Origin of the sequence: Cobetia sp. QF-1 (assembly GCF_002213105.1) — a bacterium.
GTDB lineage: Bacteria > Pseudomonadota > Gammaproteobacteria > Pseudomonadales > Halomonadaceae > Cobetia > Cobetia crustatorum.
Genome location: NZ_NBVS01000004.1, coordinates 397,223 through 419,405 on the forward strand (window position 1 = coordinate 397,223; position 22,183 = coordinate 419,405).

A 22,183-nucleotide genomic window follows, 5' to 3' on the forward strand; every position below is an offset into this window, starting at 1 on the left:
CATGCCTCATGCAGCTCAATACGATGTCGCCACCCGCGAATTGCGTCCGCACGACTGGCCAGCGCTCGATGATGCCGTCCACCACAGCCAGCGCCTGTTCCGCCAGCTACTGAGCGCCATGTCAGAGCCGGGGACCGTGCACGACATTCCAGTGTCGTCGATGCCCCAGGGCGTGGCGCTGTCCAGCGCGGCATGGGGGACGCTGCTGGCCCTGTGCGATCTCGAGTCACGCCTCTGGATCGCCGATGAGCTCAACCGTGATGGCCTAGCCGCCGCCATCAGCTTTCACACCGGTGCACGGATCGTGACATGCGCGGACGAGGCCGACTTTGCCCTCGTGACACCGCACAGCTGTCAGCGCATGCCGAATGTCAGTGAAGGCAGCGATACCTACCCTGATCGCAGCACCACCTTGATCGTCGTACTGGCGGCAACGGGTACCTTGAGGCCTGCCGAGGGGTCCCCTCACGCCCCGGCACATGGGCCATTGCCGACTCGAGACTGGCGCCTGAGCGGCCCCGGCATCCGTGACAGCCGTGTGGTGGCGCTGGACGTGAAGGCAGAGGCCCTGATGCAGCGACTGGCCTGCAATCGCGCGCATTTTCCGTTGGGGCTCGATGCCCTTCTGACCGCTGATACGCATCTGATAGCCATCCCCCGCAGCACTCAGATCGATGTCGTCACTGCTACCGAGGAGCACGCCTGATGTACGTTGCCGTCAAAGGAGGCGAGCAAGCCATCGCCAATGCGCATCGCTGGATGGCAGACCGCCGTCGTGGTGATCGCAATCAACCCGAAATCGACGTCGAACAGGTCCGCGAACAACTCGGACTCGCGGTCGACCGTGTCATGGCAGAAGCCTCATTGCATGACCCTGACCTTGCGGCACTGGCGCTGAAGCAGGCCAGCGGCGATCTGACCGAAGCCGTCTTCCTGTTGCGCGCCTACCGCACCACCCTGCCGCGTCTAGCTGACAGCGTGCCCCTGCGCACCGCCGATCTGCGAGTCGAACGCCGCATCAGCGCCACCTTCAAGGATGTTCCGGGCGGTCAGGTGCTTGGCCCCACCTACGACTACACCCACCGCCTGCTCGACTTCATGCTGCTGGCCGAGGGTGAGTGCCCCGCACCAGCACGCGCCGAGGTCGCGCTAGAGGCCTGTCCTCAGGTTCTCGATAGCCTCGATGCAGAGGGTCTGATCGAGCAGGAAGTCGATGACGGTGCCATGCCCTATGACATCACGCGTGATCCACCTGACTTTCCGGTAGACCGCGCAACACGACTACAAATGCTGGCACGCGGTGATGAAGGCTACTTGTTAGCCTTGGGCTATTCCACTCAGCGGGGCTATGGCCGCAACCACCCCTTTAGCGGTGAGATTCGCCAAGGGGCGGTCGAGGTGGAAATCGAGGTAGAGGGCTTCGATGGCCCGTTGTGTATCGGGGAGATCATCATCAGCGAATGCCAGATGATCAATCAATTCGGCGGCAGCCGTGAGAAAGCACCGCAATTCACGCGGGGCTATGGCTTGGCGTTTGGCCGCAATGAGCGCAAGACCATGGCGATGGCGCTGGTCGATCGTTCACTGCGCGCCGAGGAGCTGGGCGAGCCCGTCGAAAGCCCGGCTCAGCAACCAGAGTTCGTGCTGGCGCATGCTGACAACGTCGAAGCGTCCGGCTTCGTCTCTCACCTGAAACTGCCTCATTACGTCGATTTTCAGTCCGAACTTGAGCTGCTGCGTCGCTTGCGCCGTGAGCATGCGGCCCGCGACGGCGGTGGCACTGCTGATGAAGTCGAGAGCGCAAGAGCGCACGAGATGGATGCTGGGCTGAAAGATACGACCGCATCAGCTCCGTTGTCTGCGTCCTCTTCAGAACTCCCGTCAGAAAGCTCTACTGAATCTTCTTCTGCACCTTCTTCTGCACCCTCAGCGCCGCGGCGTTCACAGGAGACCTCGGCATGAACACTTCTGGTCAAGACAGCCAGTACAGCGGCTACAACTTCGCCTACCTGGACGAGCAAACCAAACGCATGATTCGCCGTGCCCTGCTGAAGGCGGTCGCCATCCCGGGGTATCAGGTGCCGTTTGGAGGTCGCGAGATGCCGATGCCGTATGGCTGGGGAACAGGCGGCATGCAGCTGACCGCCAGCATCCTGGGCGCGGATGATGTCCTCAAGGTGATCGATCAGGGTGCCGATGACACGACAAATGCCGTCAGCATTCGCACCTTCTTCGAGCGCGTCGCCCATGTCGAGACGACCACCCGCACCGAAGCCGCCAGCGTGATCCAGACCCGCCATCGCATTCCTGAAAAAGCGCTCTCCAAGGGCCAGATTCTGGTCTATCAGGTGCCGATTCCGGAACCGTTGCGCTTCATCGAACCCAGTGAGGAAGAAACTCGTGTCATGCATGCCCTTGAGGAATACGGCGTGATGCACGTGAAGCTTTATGAAGACATCGCTCGCCATGGCCATATCGCGACCACCTACGCCTATCCGGTCAAGGTCGACGAGCGTTATGTGATGGATCCCTCGCCCATCCCCAAGTTCGACAATCCCAAACTCGACATGAGTGACGCCTTGATGCTGTTCGGGGCGGGACGTGAAAAGCGCCTCTACGCCATTCCGCCCTACACCCGCGTCAAGAGTCTCGATTTCGAGGATCACCCCTTCGAGATTCAAGCGTGGGACACGCCCTGTGAACTATGTGGCGCCACGGACAGCTTTCTTGATGAAGTCATCACCGATGATCAGGGCGGACGCATGTTCGTGTGCTCTGACACCGATTACTGCCAGAACCGTCGCGAGGAGGTGGCATGAAACGCCCTCAGCTGAAGCGTCCCGCTCTGCTCGACGCCCGCAACATCACGCGGCTGTATGGCCCCAATCAGGGCTGTCAGGACATCGACTTCACCCTGCATCAGGGCGAAGTGCTGGGCATTGTCGGGGAGTCCGGCTCCGGCAAGTCGACGCTCCTGCGCGTGCTATCAGGCCTGGAAGCACCCGATGAGGGCCAGGTGATCTATCACAGCACTCAACAGGCCAGCGCCGCCGCTGGGAGCGCCACTGAGAGTCTCGACCTCTACGCCATCGGGGAAGCGCGTCGTCGAGCGCTACTGCGCATGGAATGGGGGCTGGTGCATCAGAATCCCCGCGATGGATTGCGCCTGGGGGTTTCTGCCGGAGCCAATGTCGGTGAGCGCCTGATGGCATTGGGTCAACGCCATTACGGGGATCTACGTGCTGCCGGACAGGACTGGATGGAGCGGGTGGAGCTTGACCCGCGCCGTATCGATGATGCGCCACGCACCTTCTCCGGCGGCATGCAGCAGCGCCTGCAGATCGCGCGCACCCTGGTCACTCAGCCGCGACTGGTCTTCATGGATGAGCCCACCGGCGGCCTCGATGTGTCCGTGCAGGCACGTCTGCTCGACATGCTGCGTACCCTGACGCGGGAGCTGGGGCTATCCGTCATTCTGGTGACGCATGATCTGGCCGTGGCACGCCTGCTGGCCCATCGATTGATGGTGATGCGCCAAGGCCGTGTCGTGGAGGCCGGCTTGACGGACCAGATCCTCGACGATCCGCAGCACCCCTATACCCAGCTGCTGGTGTCATCGGTGCTGACGCCATGAGCGGAATATTCCTCCCTGGCATCTGCCACCCGTCGCGTCACTGCTCAGCGCAAGATCCCCTTATCCAGAGGCCATCATGACCGCCAACAGCTCCCCCTTTCTGAGCGCCTCGTCGCTCGACAAGACCTTCGTGCTGCATGCACAGGGCGGCCAGCAATTGGCTGTCATGCGTGGACTGTCACTCAGCTTGGCACCGGGCGAATGTCTGGTACTGGCGGGCCGCAGCGGTATCGGCAAGAGCACGCTGCTCAAGATGGTCAACGGCAATTATCGCGTCTCCGGCGGCCGGTTGACGCTTCACTTCGATGACGGTGCGCTGGAGCTCTCAGACCTGCCTGCCCAGGCCTGGCACAGGTTGCGTCGCGACGTGATCGGCTATGTCAGTCAATTCCTGCGCGTGGTGCCGCGAGTCTCTGCCCGCGAGGTCGTCATGGAGCCGCTGTTGGCCCGTGGGTGTGATACCCACGACGCCCATCAACGCGCCGAAACGCTGCTGGCCAGACTCAATCTGCCCGAGCGTCTATGGGCATTGGCTCCGGGCACCTTCTCGGGGGGCGAACAGCAACGCGTCAATATCGCTCGTGGCTTCATCGCCGAACATCCCCTGCTGCTGCTGGATGAACCGACCGCCTCACTGGATAGCGCCAATCGCGATGTCGTGGTGGAGCTGATTCAGGAAGCCAAGGCCCGCGGCACGGCCATGCTGGGCATCTTCCACGATGAGGAGGTGCGTACGCGGGTGGCCGATCGTCTGCTACCGCTGGAAGGCCACATGCTGGGCGGTACCGAGATGCCTGCCTCATCCGCCATGCCCGTCTCATCCGAGTCATCGTCCGCCACCGCGCCGTCCCACAAGGAGTCACTGCAATGAGTTCCCAAGACCAGATTCTCACCAACGCCCGCCTGGTACTCGACGATGAGGTGGTGCTCGGTAGCCTCGTGATTCGAGACGGCAAGATCCTGTCGATCGCGGAAGGCGCGCCCCCACTGCCCTCCCCTCTGCCAGGGGCCATCGATTGCGAGGGCGATCTGTTGATCCCCGGCTTGATCGAGCTGCATACCGACAACATGGAAAAGTACTTCCAGCCACGCCCGAAAGTGTCATGGCCGGCGCGCTCAGCGGCGCTGGCACACGATGCACAGATGGCGGCCAGCGGCATCACCACGGTGTTCGATGCCGTCTCCATCGGTGATGTCGATGATCAGAGCATGCGCCACGATGCGCTGCACAAGATGGTCGAGGCCCTGAGCGAGATCAACCGCAGCGGCATGGCGCGGGTCGATCATCGCCTGCACCTGCGTTGCGAGGTCTGCCACCCGGACACCCTCGCGCGGTTTGAATCACTGGCCGACACGCCTGAACTCGGACTTGTCTCGCTGATGGACCACTCGCCGGGGCAACGCCAGTTCGCGAGCCTCGAGGCCTATCGCATCTACTACAAGGGCAAGCACGGTTTCGATGATGCCAGCCTGGAAGACTTCATCGTCCGCCAGCAGGCCTTCAGCGCCCAGTATTCCAGCGCCAATCGCAAGGCCATCGCCGAGGCCTGTCGCAGCCGTGGGCTGGCATTGGCCAGTCATGACGATGCGACCGTGGAGCACGTCGTGGAAAGTCTCGAATACGGCACCCGAATCGCCGAGTTCCCCACCACGCGTGAAGCCGCCAGTGCCTCTCACCAGCACGGCATGGCGGTGATGATGGGCGCGCCCAATGTGGTACGGGGCGGCTCCCACTCTGGCAATATCGCCGCGAGTGAACTGGTCACGCTGGGAGTGCTCGACATTCTGTCCTCGGACTACTATCCCGCTGCGCTGCTGGACGCCGTGTTCCGGATCACTCAACTGCCAGATGGCTATGACCTGCCGCGTGCCGTGGCCTGTGCATCGCGCAATCCGGCGGCCGCGGCAGGACTTGAAGACCGTGGGCGTATCGCGGTGGGGCTGCGTGCCGATCTTGTGCGCGTCCGTGAGGTGGATGGCCACCCGCTGGTGCAGCGCGTCTGGAGCGCCGGCAAGCAGGTGCACTGATGGGGCGCTTGATCTACCTGATGGGCGCCAGTGGCGTCGGCAAGGACAGCCTGCTGAAGGCTGTCCGCCATCAACAACCTGACTGGCTGGTGGCGCATCGCTATCTGACAAGGGCCAGTGGCGCCTATGAGCAATGCGTGACGCTCAGTGATACCGAGTTTGCCGTGCGCCGTGAGCTGGAGGTGCTATGCCTCGAGTGGCAGGCGCATGGATTGCACTATGGCATCGGCGTGGAAATCGAGGCATGGCTGGCGCGTGGTGCTACCGTGTTGCTCAACGGCAGCCGACGGGCATTGCCCCAGGCACGACAACGCTTCGGGGCGGCGCTGGTGCCGGTGCTGATCACGGCCTCGACCGAGGTGCTGCGTCAGCGTCTGACTCAGCGCGGTCGAGAGTCGTGTGACGACATCGAACGTCGACTGGAACGTCATCAGGAGGTACAGGCTGAGCTGATGGGCGCCTGCGCCGATGTCGCCAGCATCGACAACGGTGGAGCGCTCGCGGAAAGCCTCGCGGCACTGAGCGATATCATCGAAGGGCATGGCGCAACACTGGCCTGACGCCTCGAACATCAGACAGCAGTCGTTCGGTGGTTCAACAAGATATGCAGGTTCGATAGTTCGACAAGATATGCAGGCACGAGAGACCGGCACCGCATCGCGGTGCCGGAAACGCAGGTCAGGAGAACTTACGATGGAGTTTCGGTTTTCAGGCACCGGTGACAGCGCCCAGGTGCCCTGCTTTGGCTGCGATTGCCCAGCCTGCAACAGGGCCCGCGTCTTCACTAGCCTCACGCGTAGGCCGTGTTCCGCCGAGGTTCGCATCGATGGCAAGCGCTACCTGCTGGATGCCGGCCGCATGGATCTGGCGCACAGTTGTGAGCTCGCGCGTCCCACGGCAATCCTGATCACCCATTATCATGCTGATCACGTACAGGGGCTTTTCCATCTGCGCTGGGGGTGCGGAGAGCGCATTCCTGTCTACGGCCCAAAGGACCCACAAGGCTGCGCGGACCTCTACCGCAATCCCGGCATTCTGGACTTTCAGTCCGGACTCAAGCCGTTCAAGCCCTTGAAGCTGGATAGCCTGACGGTGACACCGGTACCGCTCAATCACTCGAAACCGACACTGGGCTATTGCCTGGATGACGGTGGCACACGGCTGGCCTATCTCACTGACACGCTCGGCCTGCCCCCGGAAACCGAGCGTTTCCTACGCAGCTGGGAGCCCGATGTAGTGATACTGGATTCCAGCCACCCCGCCGCGTTCACCACGCCTCGCAATCACAACACCATCACTCAAGCGCTGGATATCATCGCGCGACTCAACCCGCCACGCGCCTACCTGACGCATATCAGTCACGAACTCGATGCTGAGTGCCTGGCAGTACCGCCACCACTCCCCCCGAAGGTGCGTATTGCCCAAGACGGTGAAACGCTGGAGGACTGGGATCGATTGTCCGGGAAGGTCGCGGCTCACGACATACATTCGCGGAAGGGAGCCACTGGATGAGTGTTGGAGAGTGCGAATGTGTACATCAGCTCCTCAACGATGCAGTACAGCGCCGGGACTGACTGCTTCCTGCTTGAATTCGGGGGTAAAAGCATGTCGCTCTCTCGTCATAAGACACCTCGATTACAGTGGCAAGTCTCCCACCCACCTTGGTGCCTGGAATTATTGGTTCACGGTATATCAGATCATTTTCGCAATGCTCTCGGCTTCCAGATTCATGGCACTACAATCATCCGCTGAAGATTTATTAAGCTTTCCGAAACTCTCCAGCTTTCCTTCTTCCGTCACGATTGTCTCCAGATAATTGCAAAAAGCGGTCACGGCATCACTCACATGCCCAGGGGAGCGATGTAACTCAATTTCCACATACCCAAGCGGTGGCAGGCCTTCATCATCACCGACCATGCGGCACCCTTGCGGCACGCTACGCGGCGTCTTGACCGTCAGTGCCAAGCCAGCCTTTACTGGGATATTGATACCGGTCGGAGACTGACTGGAATAGCGTACGTCCCATTGCCTGTCTTCACGGCCAAGCGCGGCGAAGGCATGCGCGCGAAAAATACAGCCTTCCGGATTAAGTGCAAGAGGAAGCACATCCCACTCCGCGATGGATTGGTGCTCGGCCACCACCCATACCATACGCTCTCGTCCCAACAAGCGTCCGGTCTGTGTCGGTCCGTGTCGCACGACAAGTACTGCATCCAACAGCCCTTCCTGAAAGTCATGCACCAGTGAAGCACTGATATTGCAAGTCACTTCCAGACGTACCTCAGGAAAGTCAGCCGCAAAGCGCGACAACAATGCTGGCAGATAGGTACTGGCCTGCTCTTCTGACGTCCCCAGCCGTATCAGCTCACTTTTGCGATCTACTCCCATCGCCTGCCGAGCTTCATCCTGAAGCTTGAGAATATGTCGCGCATAGGGCAAGAGCCGGCCACCCGAGGCCGTAAGTTCTACTCTACGACTGGTTCGAGATAGCAGAGGTCCTCCCATCAGATCCTCCAGCCGCTTGATCTGCAGGCTGACTGCAGATTGCGTGCGATGCAGCACCTTACCGGCGGCACTGAACCCTTCACATTCGGCAACCGTGACAAACGCACGTAGCAAGTCGGTATCCATGATCTATGAGCCCTCGCAATGCATTTGATCTTGACCATTCATTTCTATTATGAAAACACACCCCCTAACCTATTCCTACGTTATTCAGAGAGCAGGAAATAGGAGGCTGGGCCATGCACGCAATCGAAGGGCAGGAAAGTAATACCTCTCTCGATGGACTGATAGATCTTGAACATTATCCCATCCATCAGCTGGAAGAAGCGCGTGGTCGCGAACTGATGCGCCAATGTCGCGAACAGCTCGCTCAGGATGGTTGTGTCGTGCTGGAGGGCTTCGTGCCCCAAGAAGCTCTGATGCGACTGGAGCAAGAAACAGAACGTCTGTCGCCACTGGCGCATTACAACCAGACCGTAACCAATCCCTATAACAGCGACGGCGATACCTCACTGCCCGACTCCCATCCGCGCAATCGTTTCGATGATCGCACCAATGGCTTTGTCGCAGGTGATCGCATCGGTACGGATACTTTGATTCGTCAGGTCTACTCGCATCCCGATTTCCAGCACTTCATCGCAAGCGTAGTGGGCATGGAGCAGATCCATCAGTACGCAGATCCACTCGCAGACCTGGTTGTCAACGTGCTGCGTGATGGCTGTCAGCACCCCTGGCACTACGACACCAACGAATTCATCGTCACCATGATGACCCGTAAGTCGCATGCGGGAGGCCGCTTCGAATACGCCGCAGGCATTCGTAATCCCAAAGGCGAGAACTTCGCCGATGTCGAGAAGGTACTTGATGGGGACCGCTCACGCCTCACCGCCATCGATCTAAAACCGGGCGATCTGCAGATCTTCTTCGGGCGCTACTCGCTGCATCGCGTCACGCAGGTCAGTGGTGAACGCGAACGTCATACCGTGATCTTCGCCTACGCCAAGGAGCCAGGCTTCATCGGGCGTCCCGAGCGAGCGCAGCGGATCTTTGGACGCATGGCACCTATCCATGAGCAACTGCTCAAGGAAGGCATGAAGCGCAGCGACAACTTAGCCGACTGAGCTTCTTGGCGGCCTTTTCATCTTCCTTTTCATTTTGACTGTGAGTCTACCTGACATGAGCATCGTCGATTTCGAACGCCTGACAGACAGTGAACCCGCCTCTTTCTCGGTAGTACCTTCTGCACCGATGGGAAATGGGGATAGTATTCCCACCGCCTTTGATCCCGTAAAGCTACGTGGCGGACGCCTGACACGCATGCGCGCCATGATGGCTGAACAAGGCTATGCCGCCGTAGTGCTGTTTGATCCCAACAATCAGCGTTATGCCACTGGCTCGCGCAACATGTTCGGCTACTTTCTGCGCAACTCCACCCGTTACATCTACGTACCCCTCGAAGGCCCAGTGATACTTTTCGAGTATCCCGGTAGCGCTCATATCTCGACCTGGCTCGAGACCATCGATGAGGCACGCACCTCCAAGGTGGTGTGGTCAGCCGTCAACCAGCGCGACAATCTGTCGAGCGACCCCTTCGGCATCGAGATCGCCCAACTGGTCGAGAAGCATGGTGGCGGTAATCGCAAGGTAGGCCTGGATCGCTGCACCCTGAATCTGGCGCGCTCGCTGGAGGCTCAAGGACTGGAGGTGTTCGATTGCATGCAAGACACCCTGCATTGCCGTCGCCTCAAGACACCCGAAGAAATCGCCTGTCTCGCACAGTCAATGGCGGGTAGCGAAGCTGCCGTTGCTGCCGTAGAGGCCGCCATCAAGCCCGGCGTCACCGAAAACGAGCTATTCGCCATCATGTACGGTGATGTCATTCGCCAGGGCGGGGAGTTCATCGAAACACGCCTCCTGTCATCTGGTCCGCGCACCAATCCGTGGTTCAACGAGGCCAGTGATCGTGTGATTCGCCCCGGAGAGCTGGTAGCCCTCGATACCGACACTATCGGCTGTCATGGCTACTACTCCGACTTCTCACGTACCTTCCATGTCGGCCCGGGTCGGCCCAGTGGCTATCAACAAGCCCTTTATCAGATGGCTCACGAGCAAGTGCATCACAACATGTCGATACTCAAACCCGGCATCAGCTATCGAGAAATCGCTGAGAGCGCCTGGAAGATTCCCGAGCGTTTCCTCGACCGCCGCTATCCTTCGATCATTCATGGGGTCGGCATGCATGGCGAGACGCCACTGGTCGCACACCACATGGACTTTGATCGCTTCTCCAAGGATGGCGTGCTGGAACCCGGCATGGTGGTCTCGGTAGAGAGCTATATTGGCGAAGTCGGCGCAGCCGATGGCGTCAAGCTGGAAGAAGAAGTGCTGATCACCGATACCGGCATCGAGAAGATTTCGCGCTATCCCTTCGATGAAGCACTACTCGGTCGTCAGTTCTAGACAGGCAACGCCTGATGAGACGCACGCGCGGCTCATCGAGTGACTAACGCTTCATGACACCGACTATTTTCGCGACTGAATACAAGGCTGGAATCTGACTGATGGATACCCTGACTCACCTGATTGGTGGTGAAGCCGTTACTGGCGATCGCACTCTAGACGTACTGAACCCGGCCACCGCAGAGGCAGTTCGCCGCCTGCCGCTGGCAGATGCCGACATCGTGCAACGCGCCATCATCGCAGCGCAGCTTGCCTTACCTGCGTGGCGCAACATGCCACCCGCCAAACGTGCCCAGGTCATGTATCGCTTCAAAATGCTATTGGAGCGTGATGCCCATGAGATCTGTGCGCTGATCAGCGAAGAACACGGCAAAGTGCTAGATGATGCAATGGGAGAACTCAAACGAGGCATTGAAAATGTCGAGTATGCGTGTGGCGTGCCGGAACTGCTCAAGGGCGAATACTCCCACAACGCTGGCCCGAGTATCGATACCTGGTCCAACCATCAGCCGCTGGGAATCGTGGCTGGCATCACACCGTTCAACTTCCCGGCCATGGTACCGCTATGGATGTTCCCCATGGCACTCGCCTGTGGAAATGCATTCATCCTCAAGCCTTCAGAACAGAGCCCGTCGGCGGCCAACAAGATGGCCCTTCTGCTTCAAGAGGCTGGCCTGCCTGCAGGTCTCTTCAGCGTGGTGCACGGTGATCGCCAGGCAGTCGAGGCACTGATCGCTGCACCGGAGGTCAAGGCGATGAGCTTTGTGGGCTCGACCCCCGTGGCGCGCAGCATTTATGAAGGAGGTACACGCCAGGGCAAGCGCATCCAAGCACTGGGGGGCGCCAAGAATCATGCTGTGGTGCTACCGGATGCCGATCTTGACAACGCCGCCAGCACGTTGATTGGTGCAGCCTTCGGCAGCGCCGGTGAACGCTGCATGGCCATCTCTGTCGCAGTCTGTGTGGGGGATGACACAGCGGATGCGCTGATTGAACGCCTCGCCCCACAGGCACGTGCACTGAGCATCGGCCCGGGCGCCGAGCCAGGTCACGACATGGGAGCTCTGATCAATGCCTCACAGCGCGACAAGGTCGCTGGCTATATCGAGGCAGGAGCTACCGCGGGTGCACACTTGGTAGTGGATGGGCGAACTCACTCACTAGTCTCCAGCTCATCCGGCTACTTCATGGGGGCGACACTGTTTGATCGAGTCACGCCCGAGATGAGCATCTACCGCGACGAAATCTTCGGTCCGGTACTGTGCGTGGTGCGCGTGGCAAGCTTCGAAGATGCCATCACACTGATCAACGACCACCAGTATGGCAACGGTACCTGCCTCTTCACCCGAGACGGAGAAGCTGGACGGAGATTCGCCGACAAGATAGAAGTCGGTATGGTCGGCATCAATGTTCCCTTGCCGGTACCGGTGGCGTTCCACAGCTTTGGCGGATGGAAGGATTCATTGTTCGGCGATCTGCATGCCTATGGCCCAGATGCTGTGCGCTTCTATACTCGACGCAAAAGCGTGTCCCAGCGCTGGCCAGAACGCAGTGTCCAGGAATCCGCCCAGTTCAGCTTTCCTTCCTGAGGCGTCACTGTTCTCGCCGCGAGATAAAAGAATGAGTGCCAGCAACTGAGCTACCCCGTCCAGTTATCCCCAATGGCTTTCATGTCACCCCCGTCCTGCAAATTGTCCTGTTCTGAAATTGCCCCGGAACGAAAAACGCCCGCTCCTGAACTCTGGAGCGGGCGTTTTTCGTATTGCCTTCATCAGTGGCATTACTGACAGCGCTAATCGCCAACAGGCTGCCCTCCCGATCAGCGATAGCCCAGCATCAAATCACGTACCAGCGGCGTATCGGCGTCGCGGTGCGTCGGCAGCTCGAAACGGGCCTTGGCGATCGCGGTGCGCGACAGTTCGGCATGTATCAGCATCTCGCGGTCTTCCGCCTGTGCCAGCGTTTCCCCGCGTGGGCCGAGAATCCGTGAGCCGCCCCAGAAATGACTGCCACCTTCCGGCCCGAAGCGATTGGCCATGATGACCGGTGTGCCATAAGTCATGGCGTAGAACTGCAGATTGACCGCCCAGTTCTGCTCATTGGAGAAGTCATCACTGACAATGCCAGATGCCGAATTGATCGGCGCGCACAACACGGTGGGACGCGCGAGCATAGCAGCATGCACCAGCCCCGGATTCCAAAGGTCCGCACAGATCAATGACGTGGCGGACCACCCTGCGCGCACGCTTGATTGAGTCAAATCATTGCCGTGGGTGAACAGCTTGCCCTCCTCCAGCCCTCCGTAGGTCGGCAAGTTTAGCTTGCGGTGCACCATCTGAAGACTGCCGTGCTGCAAGATCGCCAACGCATTGTAGTATTCGCCCGGACTTGCCTCTTCGACAAACCCCACCACCAACTGCATGTCGTCCGCCGCGCGCGCCAGAATCAGCAAGCGTGGATCATGCAGAGGAAAAGCCAGATCAATGACCCGATTCCCCATACCGTAGCCGGTCAACGAGAGCTCCGGGAAGACGAGCAGATCCAACTCGATATCGCGGGCCTGGTGAATGACATCGAGATGACGCTCAAGGTTGGCATCAATATCGCCGAGAGTGGCGTTGATCTGTGCCGCGCCAACGCGTAAGTGGTCTTGATGGTGCATTGGATGATCTCGAAGACAAAAGAAAGGGAAAGCACCGTGAAGAATGTCAGCCGCGGCAGCCAGATTCAAGGTGCACCCAGTAGCACCAGCAGCTCCGATACCGGGCGTGATTCAAGGCTCATCACGACATCGCGTAACTGAGTCGCTCGCGCGCCCAGCACGGGTTCTGCCAGGGCCTGATATTTGGCCAGCACCTGAGCATCACTCAGGGGCTTGTCCGGATTGCCCAGTGCCTCGTGGTCCTCGCTTTCGAGCACATCATCATTCACCAGCACGATACGCGCGCGGGCCCAGCGCTCGGCGGGGAAGCGAGCATTGAACACGTCATCTTCCTCAATCACCACCTTGCTCGCCAGAGCTTTGAGTAATGGATCACCCAATGCCTCACAGACGCCCTCGACATCCACGACACCACGCCCAAGTGCGCAGGCGACAGACCAAGGCAGACTGTACTGAGCCTGTTCGGTAGTCTGGGGATGTATGACATGCAGTCGCTTGCCCTGGTGGAAGGTAATAATCTCGATACGCGCGATATGCTCAGGCTCAGGGACGGCGTCAGCCAACGACAGCACCGCCTCTACCGCAGGCTGCGCCCAGCGACACACCGGATAAGCCTTGAAATATTGCTCGAACAGGTAGTGTCGCTGACCGAGGTCTTTCCACAGCTCTGCAACGGCAGGAGCTGTGAGCGTCAATGCCGGCGCGCCAGTGAAACCATCCTCCGCCAGCAGCGCTGCCGAGATCCCTGTCATGGCCCCCCAGCCGGAGCCATCCTTGAGCATGGTGGGATGATCAATACAACGCATCATCTGGCTGCGCGGCCCGTAGAACTCGGCGATGCCCAGCGCATGGTGCAGAGTCTCGCGATCAAAGCCACGCAGACGCGCCGTCACCGCAGCCACACCCAGTGCATTCCAGGCACCCGAGGTATGGTAATCCGGGCTCTGTGCATGCAAAGCGATTCCTGCCCGCGTCGCGATCTCATAGCCATAGGCCAGCAGTGCCAGAAAATCACGCCCGGCAAGCTCGCGGGTTTCCGGCAACGCCAACAGGCCGGGCAACAAGGCAACGCCGGCATGCCCTTTGGTCAATACCTGACCGTCATGGGCATCCAGCGCGTCGATCAACCAGCCGCCCTGCAGGGCAACGCCACTGGAAGAGGCACTGCCATGCGCAAACAACAGCGGCAAGTCACCACCATGTTGGCGCGTCACATAACGCGCTGCCTTGGCCGCCAATGGGGTACGCGTCGCGCCTGCCGCGACTCCCAACAGATCCAGCAGGCAGCGCTTGGCTTGATGCAGTTGGGAGCCGCTGAGACTGGCAAGGTCGTACTCGTGAATAAAGACCAGCGCCGAGCTATCTCTGGATGCAGCAACAGCGGTATCGGAAGACGTAGCGGAGGGTTCATTGAAGGGTGCATAAGAAGGTGTCGTGATCCGGGAAGGCTTCGTATCATCAGGCGAGCAGTTCGAGGCAGACATAAGGTTTCTCCACTGTAGCAAGCGGTAGCTATGACGTGCGGGATAACGGCAGAGGGGAGTGGCAGTTTTCACTATCAGAGACGACAAGGCCGCCTAGCGGGCGGCCTTGTCGTGATCTCGCGGGCCTGAACGTCAATGACAGTGACTCAGGCGTGACGAACGGTCACTTTAGGCCGTGCTCCTTCAGGAAGTCCTCGGCGACTTTCTCGACAGACTTCCGATCAACATCTACTTGTGAATTCAAACCAGCCATAACGCTATCGTTGAGCTTTGCCGAGAGCTCATTCATCTGAGCCTCGAGCTCAGGATTAGCTTCAAGAACTTCCTCACGTACTACCGGTGTTAAGGCATAGTCCGGGAAAAATTCCTTATCATCTTCTAGAACGGTTAAATCAAGAGCCGGAATACGACCATTGGTTGCTGTAGTCATCGCCACATCAACTTCACCGCTATCAAGAGATGGCAATGTCAATCCTTGATCCATACGTTTAATATTCTTTCTCCCGAATTCAAAGCCATATTTCTTCTGCATGGGTCGTAAACCATCATCGCGAGCATAAAAAGTAGCATTGGATGCCAAAACTAACGACTCACCTGAATTTATCGCTCGCGCCAGGTCAGAAATCATGTTTATTCCTAGCTCATTGGCATGACTTTTACGCATTGCCAAAGCGTATGTATTATTGGCCTCCGAGGGTGAAAGCCAGACCAACCCCTTCTCTCCATCTAACTGCTTAACCCTCTGGTAAGCTTCCTCTGGAGTTAGCTTTTCTGTTACTTTATTATAGCTAATCAACGATGTACCAGTATATTCCCAATATAAATCTACCTGCCCATTTTATTGTGCATTTCTCAGCACAGCAGTTCCCATTCCAGAACGCTCCTGTACATCGTAACCTTTACTTTCAAGATATTGACTAGTCATGCTAGATAAGATGAGCTGCTCTGTAAAATTCTTTCCACCTACTGATATTTTATCAGCATGTGCGGAGCTTGATAATATAGACCAAGTCATCATGAAGCATACAATCATTTTTATTAGTTTCATCGCTGAATCCTTTCACAAGCGACATCGAGGGAATTAAAGGGCCGACATTTATGTCGACCCTTTTATAAAAAGCAATTACTTGAGGCCGTGTTCCTTAAGAAAGTCCTCGGCGACTTTTTCGACAGACTTCCTCTCGACATCGACCTGCGCGTTCAGGCTTGCCATGGTGTCGTCATTGAGCTCGGCAGACAGGGCATTCATCTGGGCCTCAAGCTCCGGATTGGCCTTGAGAGATTCCTCACGCACTACTGGTGTCAGGGCATAGGCCGGGAAATAACCCTTGTCATCCTTGAGCACCGTGAAATCGAACGCCGGAATGCGGCCATCGGTGGCGAACACCAGACCGACATCGACCTGACCATCACGCAGGGCCTGGTAGACCAGACCGGAATCCATGCGCTTGACGTCGGCGCGCCCGACACGGAAGTCATAGGCTTTCTGCAGTGGTCGCCATCCATCATCCCGCGCATAGAATTCGGCGTTCAGCGCGAAGGTCAGTCCCTTGTCATCATTGACCGCCTGCGCGAGGTCCGACAGTGAGGCGATGCCACGCTCCTGGGCATCCGACTCACGCATCGCCAGCGCATAGGTATTGTTGGCCGCGGAAGGTACTAGCCATACCAGACCCTTCTTGGCATCCAATTCCTTGACGCGGGAATAGGTCTCCTCCGGACTCAGACGTTCACTGACATCGTTGTAGTTGATCAGTGACGTGCCGGTGTATTCCCAATAGAGGTCAATCTGGCCATTCTCCTGAGCCTGACGCAGCACGGCAGAGCCCATGCCAGAACGCTCCTCCACGTCATAGCCCAAGCTTTCCAGATATTGTCCTGTCATGTTCGCGAGGATCTGTTGTTCGGTGAAATTCTTGCCACCCACCACAATCTCTTCGGCATACGCCGTTGATAGCGTGGCGGCTAGGGCAGCGCCTGTCAGCAGGGTCGTCAAGGTCTTCATGATGCTCTCCTATCCTATGAAAAATCGGTCTAACAACTTGTTATTTTTAAGGTCTAGCGGTATGCCAACCTGTAGCAGCCTTGGCTGCCACAGGCGTATTCGTTCATGCTCGCGCAGGGTTGACGCCGCGTGGGACCACGATGAAGGCCACGAAGGCCACCAGCACATCCACACCGATCGCCAGCAGTGTGGTAGGGATGGCGCCAGACAACATCATGACCGGGTCATAGAGATCGATACCGGTGAAGATCAGCTCACCCAGCCCACCGGCACCGATCAGAAAGGCCAGCGGTACCGTACCGACGTTGATGGCCAGTGCCGTACGGATTCCGGCAAACATCACATACAGCGCATTGGGGAGTTCCACACGCACCAGGCGCTGGAACGGTGACATGCCAATTCCGGATGCCGCTTCCTTCAAGGCGGGTGACACTCCCTTGAGCCCCACATAGGTGTTACGGGTGATGGGCAATAGGGTCGCCACAAATAAGCCAAAGACAGCAGGTACCGTGCCGATACCCAGGAAGCTCATCGACAACGCCAATACCGCCAGCGTCGGGATGGTGGTGCCTACATTGAGTACTTGCATGGCCGATTCGGCATAACGCGTCATGCTGGGGCGCGACAGGACGATCCCCAATGGAATGGCAACCACTATCGCTAACCCGCCGGACAGCGCCGTCAGCCACAGATGCTGCACCGTCAGGAACTGGATATCCGGCAGATAGAACATGAACTCTTCGATCACGCCAGTCGACTGGCTCCAGACACCAGCCATGAAGATCGCGATCACTGCCACCAGTCGCAATACGCCCGTGAATTTCAACGTTGGCATGGGCTTATTCCTTGTGCACCGTGGTCGGGGACATCTCGCCCTGCTGGCCGGAAGTCAAGGCAGCGGAAGACCCCGAATGTGCCCGGTAGCGGGAGCTCAGATGATGCGTGATGGCCCGTTGCGTAATCTGACCGACGATGCGACCCTCATCATCCACGCACGGTATCCATGTCATGTCATTGGCAAACATCAACGAGGCCACCTTGCGCAGATCGTCATCGAGGCTGACTACGACAGGCACGCCCTGGAAGTGATCCCGACAATGCCCCTTGGAAGTACGTGCGATGGCAGCACTGATGATGCCTACCGGCTGACGCTTGTCGTTCACCATCACGATGCTGCTCTGGTAGCCGTAGGCTTCGATGCGTTCGAGTGCCGTGGTCAGGGTGTCATCCGGCCTCACCATACCTATGTCCTCACTCGCCAAGTCACGCACCTTGACCAGGTTGAGGCGCTTCAAAGCACGGTCTTCTCCCAGGAAAGATTCGACGAAGTCATTCTTCGGCGCTGCCAACAGCTCATCTGGCGGGGAATACTGCACCAGCTTGCCGCCACGGAAGATCGCGATGCGGTCGCCCATCTTGATCGCCTCATCGATATCGTGACTGACGAACATGATGGTCTTCTTGAGATCCTGCTGCATCTTGAGGAACTCATCCTGAATCACCGCGCGATTGATGGGGTCGATTGCGCCGAATGGCTCATCCATCAACATCACAGGCGGATCCGCCGCCAAGGCGCGCGCAACACCTATCCGTTGCTGCTGCCCGCCGGAAAGCTCACTCGGATAGCGCTTGAGAAAGGCATCGGGTTCCAGCGCGATCATGCGCATCATTTCGCGAGCACGCTCGCGATACCGAGTCTTGTCCCAGCCCAGTAGTTTGGGCACCACCGTGATATTTTCCTCGATGGTCATGTTCGGGAACAGTCCGATCTGCTGGATGACATAGCCGATGTTGCGACGCAGTTCCTGCGTATTGAGATTGGTGGTGTCTTCCCCATTGATCAGCACTCGGCCAGATGTCGGGCGAATGATGCGATTGATCATCTTCAGACTGGTGGTCTTGCCACAGCCGGACGGTCCGAGCAGGATACAAATTTCGCCGCTCGGCACCTTCATGCTGATATGGTCAGCCGCCGTGACGGCACCCTTGGGGGTGTCGAAGACTTTGGTGAGATTGTCGAGTTCGATCATGAAGAATTCCTTGTCTAGTTGGCAGAATGGCGCGCGTATGACGCTGTCAGGCATTGGCCGCTGTTGCACGGTCCATACCCATGGGCGTCAGGCGCTTCTGTAGCGCCAACAATGCGTAGTCGACGAGGATGGCAAGCACGCTGACTGCTACCGCCCCGACAATCAACTGACGCGGGTCTGACTGGGAAATTCCTCGACTGATAAAGGTGCCAAGCCCTCCGGCACCGATATAGGCCGCGATCGCCATCACTCCAATGTTCAGCACTACGGCAGTGCGCACACCGGCCATGATGATCGGTACCGCCAGTGGAATCTCGACCATCCACAAGCGCTGGTTCTGGCTCATGCCCAGCCCTCTGGCCGCTTCACGCAGAGCAGGGTCGACATTGTTGATCGCGGTATAGGTGTTGCGGATGATTGGCAACTGCGAATACAGCAAAACGGCAATGACAGCCGGCACATAGCCAATGCCCTGCCCGATCAACGATAGGATCGGAATCATGATGCCGAACAGTGCGATGGAGGGGATCGTCACGATGATCGAGGCGATATACAGCACTGTCTTGGCTGCGCGCTCATTTTTGGTAATCGCGATACCGATGGGTACACCAGTGAGCGTGGCGATACCCACCGCCACCCCGACCAGCGAGATGTGCTCAAGGGTGCGTGTGGTCAAGAGCTCCAGATTGTCCAGAGCATACTGGATCAGTTCCAAGCGAGATCTCCTTGCGTTGTTGTGTTCTTCACGGCCGGCGCAGTCTCCCAATGGCACCACAGACGCCGTATCAAGAAGACGTTTCAGGGAGGACGTCATGTAGAGGCCAGCGCTGGAGCCTGCTTAGCTTAGCAAAGTGAGATAGCATCTATTTATCGTTTTGGATGAGTATGCAAAATGCCAGTTATTAAAATCAGTGATCCTACCTATCTGAAAGGGCCACGAGATCAACTTGGCAGGCTGCATTGCGAAAGCGATAATTGATCCTGCAGGAATAAGGCCATACAAAGATTTGTTGCACAATTCATCGGAACAAGGGGTTGAAAAACAAGAAAAACCTTCTGAAAGTAATAAAAATCATTTAATATCAATCACTTAGAGAATATCGATTAACAAAAAATTAGTGAATCACTGTCCATGAGCAATGGCAATGGCTTCCCTGAAAAGAGTAAAGGCTCGTGGCATGAGCCTCCCTCATAGAAGAACCGACAGGCCAGCACCAATACCATCCCTACTCGCTGTGGCCGAACGCTTTGTACTAGGCATTTTTCCGTACAATCGGCATGTCGTTTTTGAAGATCAACGTCCGATGACGCAAAGTCGTGATTGCTAAATAACGAAAAACCCGCACCAAGTGGCACGTGTCACAAGACACGGCTAGAGTAAAGCACACAATTTATTAGCCAATTGGTAAATCAGAATCTAGCTTCGCTTTGTCTGGTCATAATAATTCTGTCGCCCAGGTGCCCTGCTTTGGCTGCGATTGCCCAGCCTGCAACAGGGCCCGCGTCTTCACTAGCCTCACGCGTAGGCCGTGTTCCGCCGAGGTTCGCATCGATGGCAAGCGCTACCTGCTGGATGCAGGCCGAATGGATCTGGCGCACAGTTGTGAGCTCGAGCGTCCCACGGCAATCCTGATCACCCATTATCATGCTGATCACGTACAGGGGCTTTTCCATCTGCGCTGGGGGTGCGGTGAGCGCATTCCTGTCTACGGCCCAAAGGACCCACAAGGCTGCGCGGACCTCTACCGCAATCCCGGCATTCTGGACTTTCAGTCCGGACTCAAGCCGTTCAAGCCCTTGAAGCTGGATAGCCTGACGGTGACACCAGTGCCGCTCAATCACTCGAAACCGACACTTGGCTATTGCCTGGATGACGGTGGCACACGGCTGGCCTATCTCACTGATACGCTCGGCCTGCCCCCGGAAACCGAGCGTTTCCTACGCAGCTGGGAGCCCGATGTAGTGATACTGGATTCCAGCCACCCCGCCGCGTTCACCACGCCTCGCAATCACAACACCATCACTCAAGCGCTGGATATCATCGCGCGACTCAACCCGCCACGCGCCTACCTGACGCATATCAGTCACGAACTCGATGCTGAGTGCCTGGCAGTACCGCCACCACTCCCCCCGAAAGTGCGTATTACCCAAGACGGTGAAACGCTGGAGGACTGGGATCGATTGTCCGGGAAGGTCGCGGCTAGTGCATCACCCTCAATACAAGGCCGCAGGTGATCATCACCATGACATCGGTCAACGCCATTGCGTCATGATTGACTCAAGAGAGCGGGTTTGGATGTATTTCGTCAGGAGCATCTCGCTGGGTACGCAAGACGATAGATCACTGCGATAAAATAAAACTAAAAAACCGACACCTGCATAGTGCAAGCATCGGCTACATGAAGCATATATTAGCAAAGCCTCAGGAATCGGATAGTTTATCCCACTCTTTCTCAGCTTCGTCTTTCTTCATGCCATATCGCTCTTGAACCTTCCCTACAAAGTTTTCCCGACGACCAGCAATTTCGTCGACATCATCATCAGTAAGCTCTCCCCAACCTTCACGAACCTTACCTTTGAGTTGTTTCCACTTACCTTCAGCGATATCGCTATTCATGGCAGCCTCCTAAGTCAATCAGGTAATGCGACAAATAAACTCAATTACTGATCAATGATGTGAGGCTGACACGCCTCATATCTGATCAAAATATAAGCTAGCACGTATGTTAGGATTCAACAACAACTCTATCATCTTGATCAATGGGCAGCATCATCATTGTCCTTGAATAAAAGCAAAGTCCAAGTTGGAAGACCCCATACAACAATATCGATAAAAGGTTCCATGCAGGCCAGCCTCTTGGAGCGCCTTCCCAAGCATAACGTAAACAGTAGTGTAAAATTATCATTCACATTATATGAGTAAACGTTCAGAATGTTACATCAAACACTCACCAACATTGATTCGGATCACTAACAATACTCTCCGGACAAGGATAATCACGACATGATAGATTTCGACAATAAAGGTTTCTTAAAACTCAAGCAACATAATGAATATGCTGATCGCGTCAGTACTTTACTACTGGATGGCGAAAATGTGATTGATGCTTATAAATCCATGCGCGATGGAGTCGTCTTCACGAATAAGCGCATTATCGCTGTCAACGTACAAGGTCTCACCGGAAGTAAAAAAGACTTCACCTCACTGCCTTATAAAAACATAGTCGCTTACTCAATTGAAACTTCTGGCACCTTCGATCTGGATTCGGAACTGGAAATATATTTTTCCTCACTTGGCAAAATAAAATTCGAATTCACGGGGAAGACAGAGATCGTCGAAATTTCAAAATTCATTTCCAAATATATACTTTAACA

General features: G+C 57.1%; 21 protein-coding genes and 1 pseudogene. 13 read left to right on the forward strand and 9 right to left on the reverse strand.

What is annotated here, in order from left to right:
* Position 1: 1 nt before the first annotated feature.
* The 8 genes from phnH (at position 2) to phnP (CFN46_RS10200) (ending at position 7,174) form a co-directional block, all read left to right on the forward strand.
* Positions 2-706 carry a phosphonate C-P lyase system protein PhnH gene (gene phnH, locus CFN46_RS10165; RefSeq protein WP_088743443.1) on the forward strand — a complete coding sequence of 235 codons (705 nt, stop codon included), beginning with the start codon at positions 2-4 and terminating at the stop codon, positions 704-706.
* Complete coding sequence (locus tag CFN46_RS10170) at positions 706-1,962, forward strand: carbon-phosphorus lyase complex subunit PhnI (protein WP_088743444.1); 1,257 nt, start codon at positions 706-708, stop codon at positions 1,960-1,962. Before phnH ends, CFN46_RS10170 begins: the two co-directional genes overlap by 1 nt.
* Positions 1,959-2,819 (forward strand): alpha-D-ribose 1-methylphosphonate 5-phosphate C-P-lyase PhnJ, encoded by an 861-nt coding sequence (locus tag CFN46_RS10175; protein ID WP_088743445.1) that lies wholly within the window; start codon positions 1,959-1,961, stop codon positions 2,817-2,819. Before CFN46_RS10170 ends, CFN46_RS10175 begins: the two co-directional genes overlap by 4 nt.
* Positions 2,816-3,634, forward strand: coding sequence for a phosphonate C-P lyase system protein PhnK (gene phnK, locus CFN46_RS10180; protein WP_088743446.1), 819 nt, complete (start codon positions 2,816-2,818; stop codon positions 3,632-3,634). Before CFN46_RS10175 ends, phnK begins: the two co-directional genes overlap by 4 nt.
* 76 nt (positions 3,635-3,710) lie before the next feature.
* A complete protein-coding gene (phnL, locus tag CFN46_RS10185) occupies positions 3,711-4,505 on the forward strand; it encodes a phosphonate C-P lyase system protein PhnL (protein WP_088743447.1) in 795 nt (264 codons plus the stop codon).
* Positions 4,502-5,662: an alpha-D-ribose 1-methylphosphonate 5-triphosphate diphosphatase gene (locus tag CFN46_RS10190; protein WP_088743448.1), complete on the forward strand. Its 1,161-nt coding sequence runs from the start codon at positions 4,502-4,504 to the stop codon at positions 5,660-5,662. Before phnL ends, CFN46_RS10190 begins: the two co-directional genes overlap by 4 nt.
* Positions 5,662-6,222, forward strand: coding sequence for a ribose 1,5-bisphosphokinase (gene phnN / locus CFN46_RS10195; RefSeq protein ID WP_088743449.1), 561 nt, complete (start codon positions 5,662-5,664; stop codon positions 6,220-6,222). The genes CFN46_RS10190 and phnN overlap by 1 nt, the downstream gene beginning before the upstream one ends.
* 133 nt (positions 6,223-6,355) lie before the next feature.
* Entirely contained in the window at positions 6,356-7,174 is an 819-nt protein-coding gene (gene phnP / locus CFN46_RS10200) for a phosphonate metabolism protein PhnP (protein WP_088743450.1), read from the forward strand.
* A gap of 180 nt (positions 7,175-7,354) precedes the next feature.
* Here phnP (CFN46_RS10200) and CFN46_RS10205 read toward each other — a convergent pair whose 3' ends face one another.
* A complete protein-coding gene (locus tag CFN46_RS10205; RefSeq protein WP_088743451.1) occupies positions 7,355-8,293 on the reverse strand; it encodes a LysR family transcriptional regulator in 939 nt (312 codons plus the stop codon).
* 113 nt (positions 8,294-8,406) lie between these two features.
* Between CFN46_RS10205 and CFN46_RS10210 the strand changes: the two genes are divergently transcribed.
* The 3 genes from CFN46_RS10210 to CFN46_RS10220 all read left to right on the forward strand — a co-directional run bounded on the left by CFN46_RS10210 (position 8,407) and on the right by CFN46_RS10220 (position 12,216).
* A complete protein-coding gene (locus CFN46_RS10210; protein ID WP_088743452.1) occupies positions 8,407-9,288 on the forward strand; it encodes a hypothetical protein in 882 nt (293 codons plus the stop codon).
* Between the two features lie 55 nt (positions 9,289-9,343).
* Positions 9,344-10,627, forward strand: a complete 1,284-nt coding sequence (locus tag CFN46_RS10215) for a Xaa-Pro peptidase family protein (RefSeq protein WP_088743453.1) — start codon at positions 9,344-9,346, stop codon at positions 10,625-10,627.
* Between the two features lie 101 nt (positions 10,628-10,728).
* Entirely contained in the window at positions 10,729-12,216 is a 1,488-nt protein-coding gene (locus CFN46_RS10220; protein ID WP_088743454.1) for a CoA-acylating methylmalonate-semialdehyde dehydrogenase, read from the forward strand.
* A gap of 230 nt (positions 12,217-12,446) precedes the next feature.
* Here CFN46_RS10220 and CFN46_RS10225 read toward each other — a convergent pair whose 3' ends face one another.
* From CFN46_RS10225 to CFN46_RS10255, 7 genes and pseudogenes are all read right to left on the reverse strand, one after another.
* Positions 12,447-13,289, reverse strand: coding sequence for a nitrilase-related carbon-nitrogen hydrolase (locus tag CFN46_RS10225; RefSeq protein WP_088743455.1), 843 nt, complete (start codon positions 13,287-13,289; stop codon positions 12,447-12,449).
* Positions 13,290-13,354: 65 nt separating this feature from the next.
* Positions 13,355-14,773 (reverse strand): MmgE/PrpD family protein, encoded by a 1,419-nt coding sequence (locus tag CFN46_RS10230; protein WP_088743456.1) that lies wholly within the window; start codon positions 14,771-14,773, stop codon positions 13,355-13,357.
* Between the two features lie 163 nt (positions 14,774-14,936).
* A pseudogene (locus CFN46_RS10235) lies at positions 14,937-15,821 on the reverse strand (glycine betaine ABC transporter substrate-binding protein).
* 75 nt (positions 15,822-15,896) lie between these two features.
* Entirely contained in the window at positions 15,897-16,778 is an 882-nt protein-coding gene (locus tag CFN46_RS10240; protein WP_088743457.1) for a glycine betaine ABC transporter substrate-binding protein, read from the reverse strand.
* A gap of 103 nt (positions 16,779-16,881) precedes the next feature.
* Positions 16,882-17,613, reverse strand: coding sequence for an ABC transporter permease (locus tag CFN46_RS10245; RefSeq protein WP_088743458.1), 732 nt, complete (start codon positions 17,611-17,613; stop codon positions 16,882-16,884).
* A 4-nt stretch (positions 17,614-17,617) separates the two neighbouring features.
* The gene (locus CFN46_RS10250) at positions 17,618-18,808 is read right to left on the reverse strand and encodes an ABC transporter ATP-binding protein (protein ID WP_254918459.1); all 1,191 of its coding nucleotides are present in this window, start codon (positions 18,806-18,808) and stop codon (positions 17,618-17,620) included.
* Positions 18,809-18,854: 46 nt separating this feature from the next.
* The gene (locus tag CFN46_RS10255; protein ID WP_088743459.1) at positions 18,855-19,523 is read right to left on the reverse strand and encodes an ABC transporter permease; all 669 of its coding nucleotides are present in this window, start codon (positions 19,521-19,523) and stop codon (positions 18,855-18,857) included.
* Positions 19,524-20,266: 743 nt separating this feature from the next.
* Here CFN46_RS10255 and phnP (CFN46_RS10260) point away from each other — a divergent pair.
* Complete coding sequence (gene phnP, locus CFN46_RS10260; RefSeq protein WP_254918470.1) at positions 20,267-21,043, forward strand: phosphonate metabolism protein PhnP; 777 nt, start codon at positions 20,267-20,269, stop codon at positions 21,041-21,043.
* A gap of 187 nt (positions 21,044-21,230) precedes the next feature.
* Here phnP (CFN46_RS10260) and CFN46_RS10265 read toward each other — a convergent pair whose 3' ends face one another.
* A complete protein-coding gene (locus tag CFN46_RS10265) occupies positions 21,231-21,425 on the reverse strand; it encodes a CsbD family protein (RefSeq protein WP_024950898.1) in 195 nt (64 codons plus the stop codon).
* A 387-nt stretch (positions 21,426-21,812) separates the two neighbouring features.
* On the opposite strand from CFN46_RS10265, the gene CFN46_RS10270 reads away from it, so the two are divergent.
* The gene (locus CFN46_RS10270; protein WP_024950899.1) at positions 21,813-22,181 is read left to right on the forward strand and encodes a PH domain-containing protein; all 369 of its coding nucleotides are present in this window, start codon (positions 21,813-21,815) and stop codon (positions 22,179-22,181) included.
* The last annotated feature ends 2 nt before the right edge of the window (positions 22,182-22,183 follow it).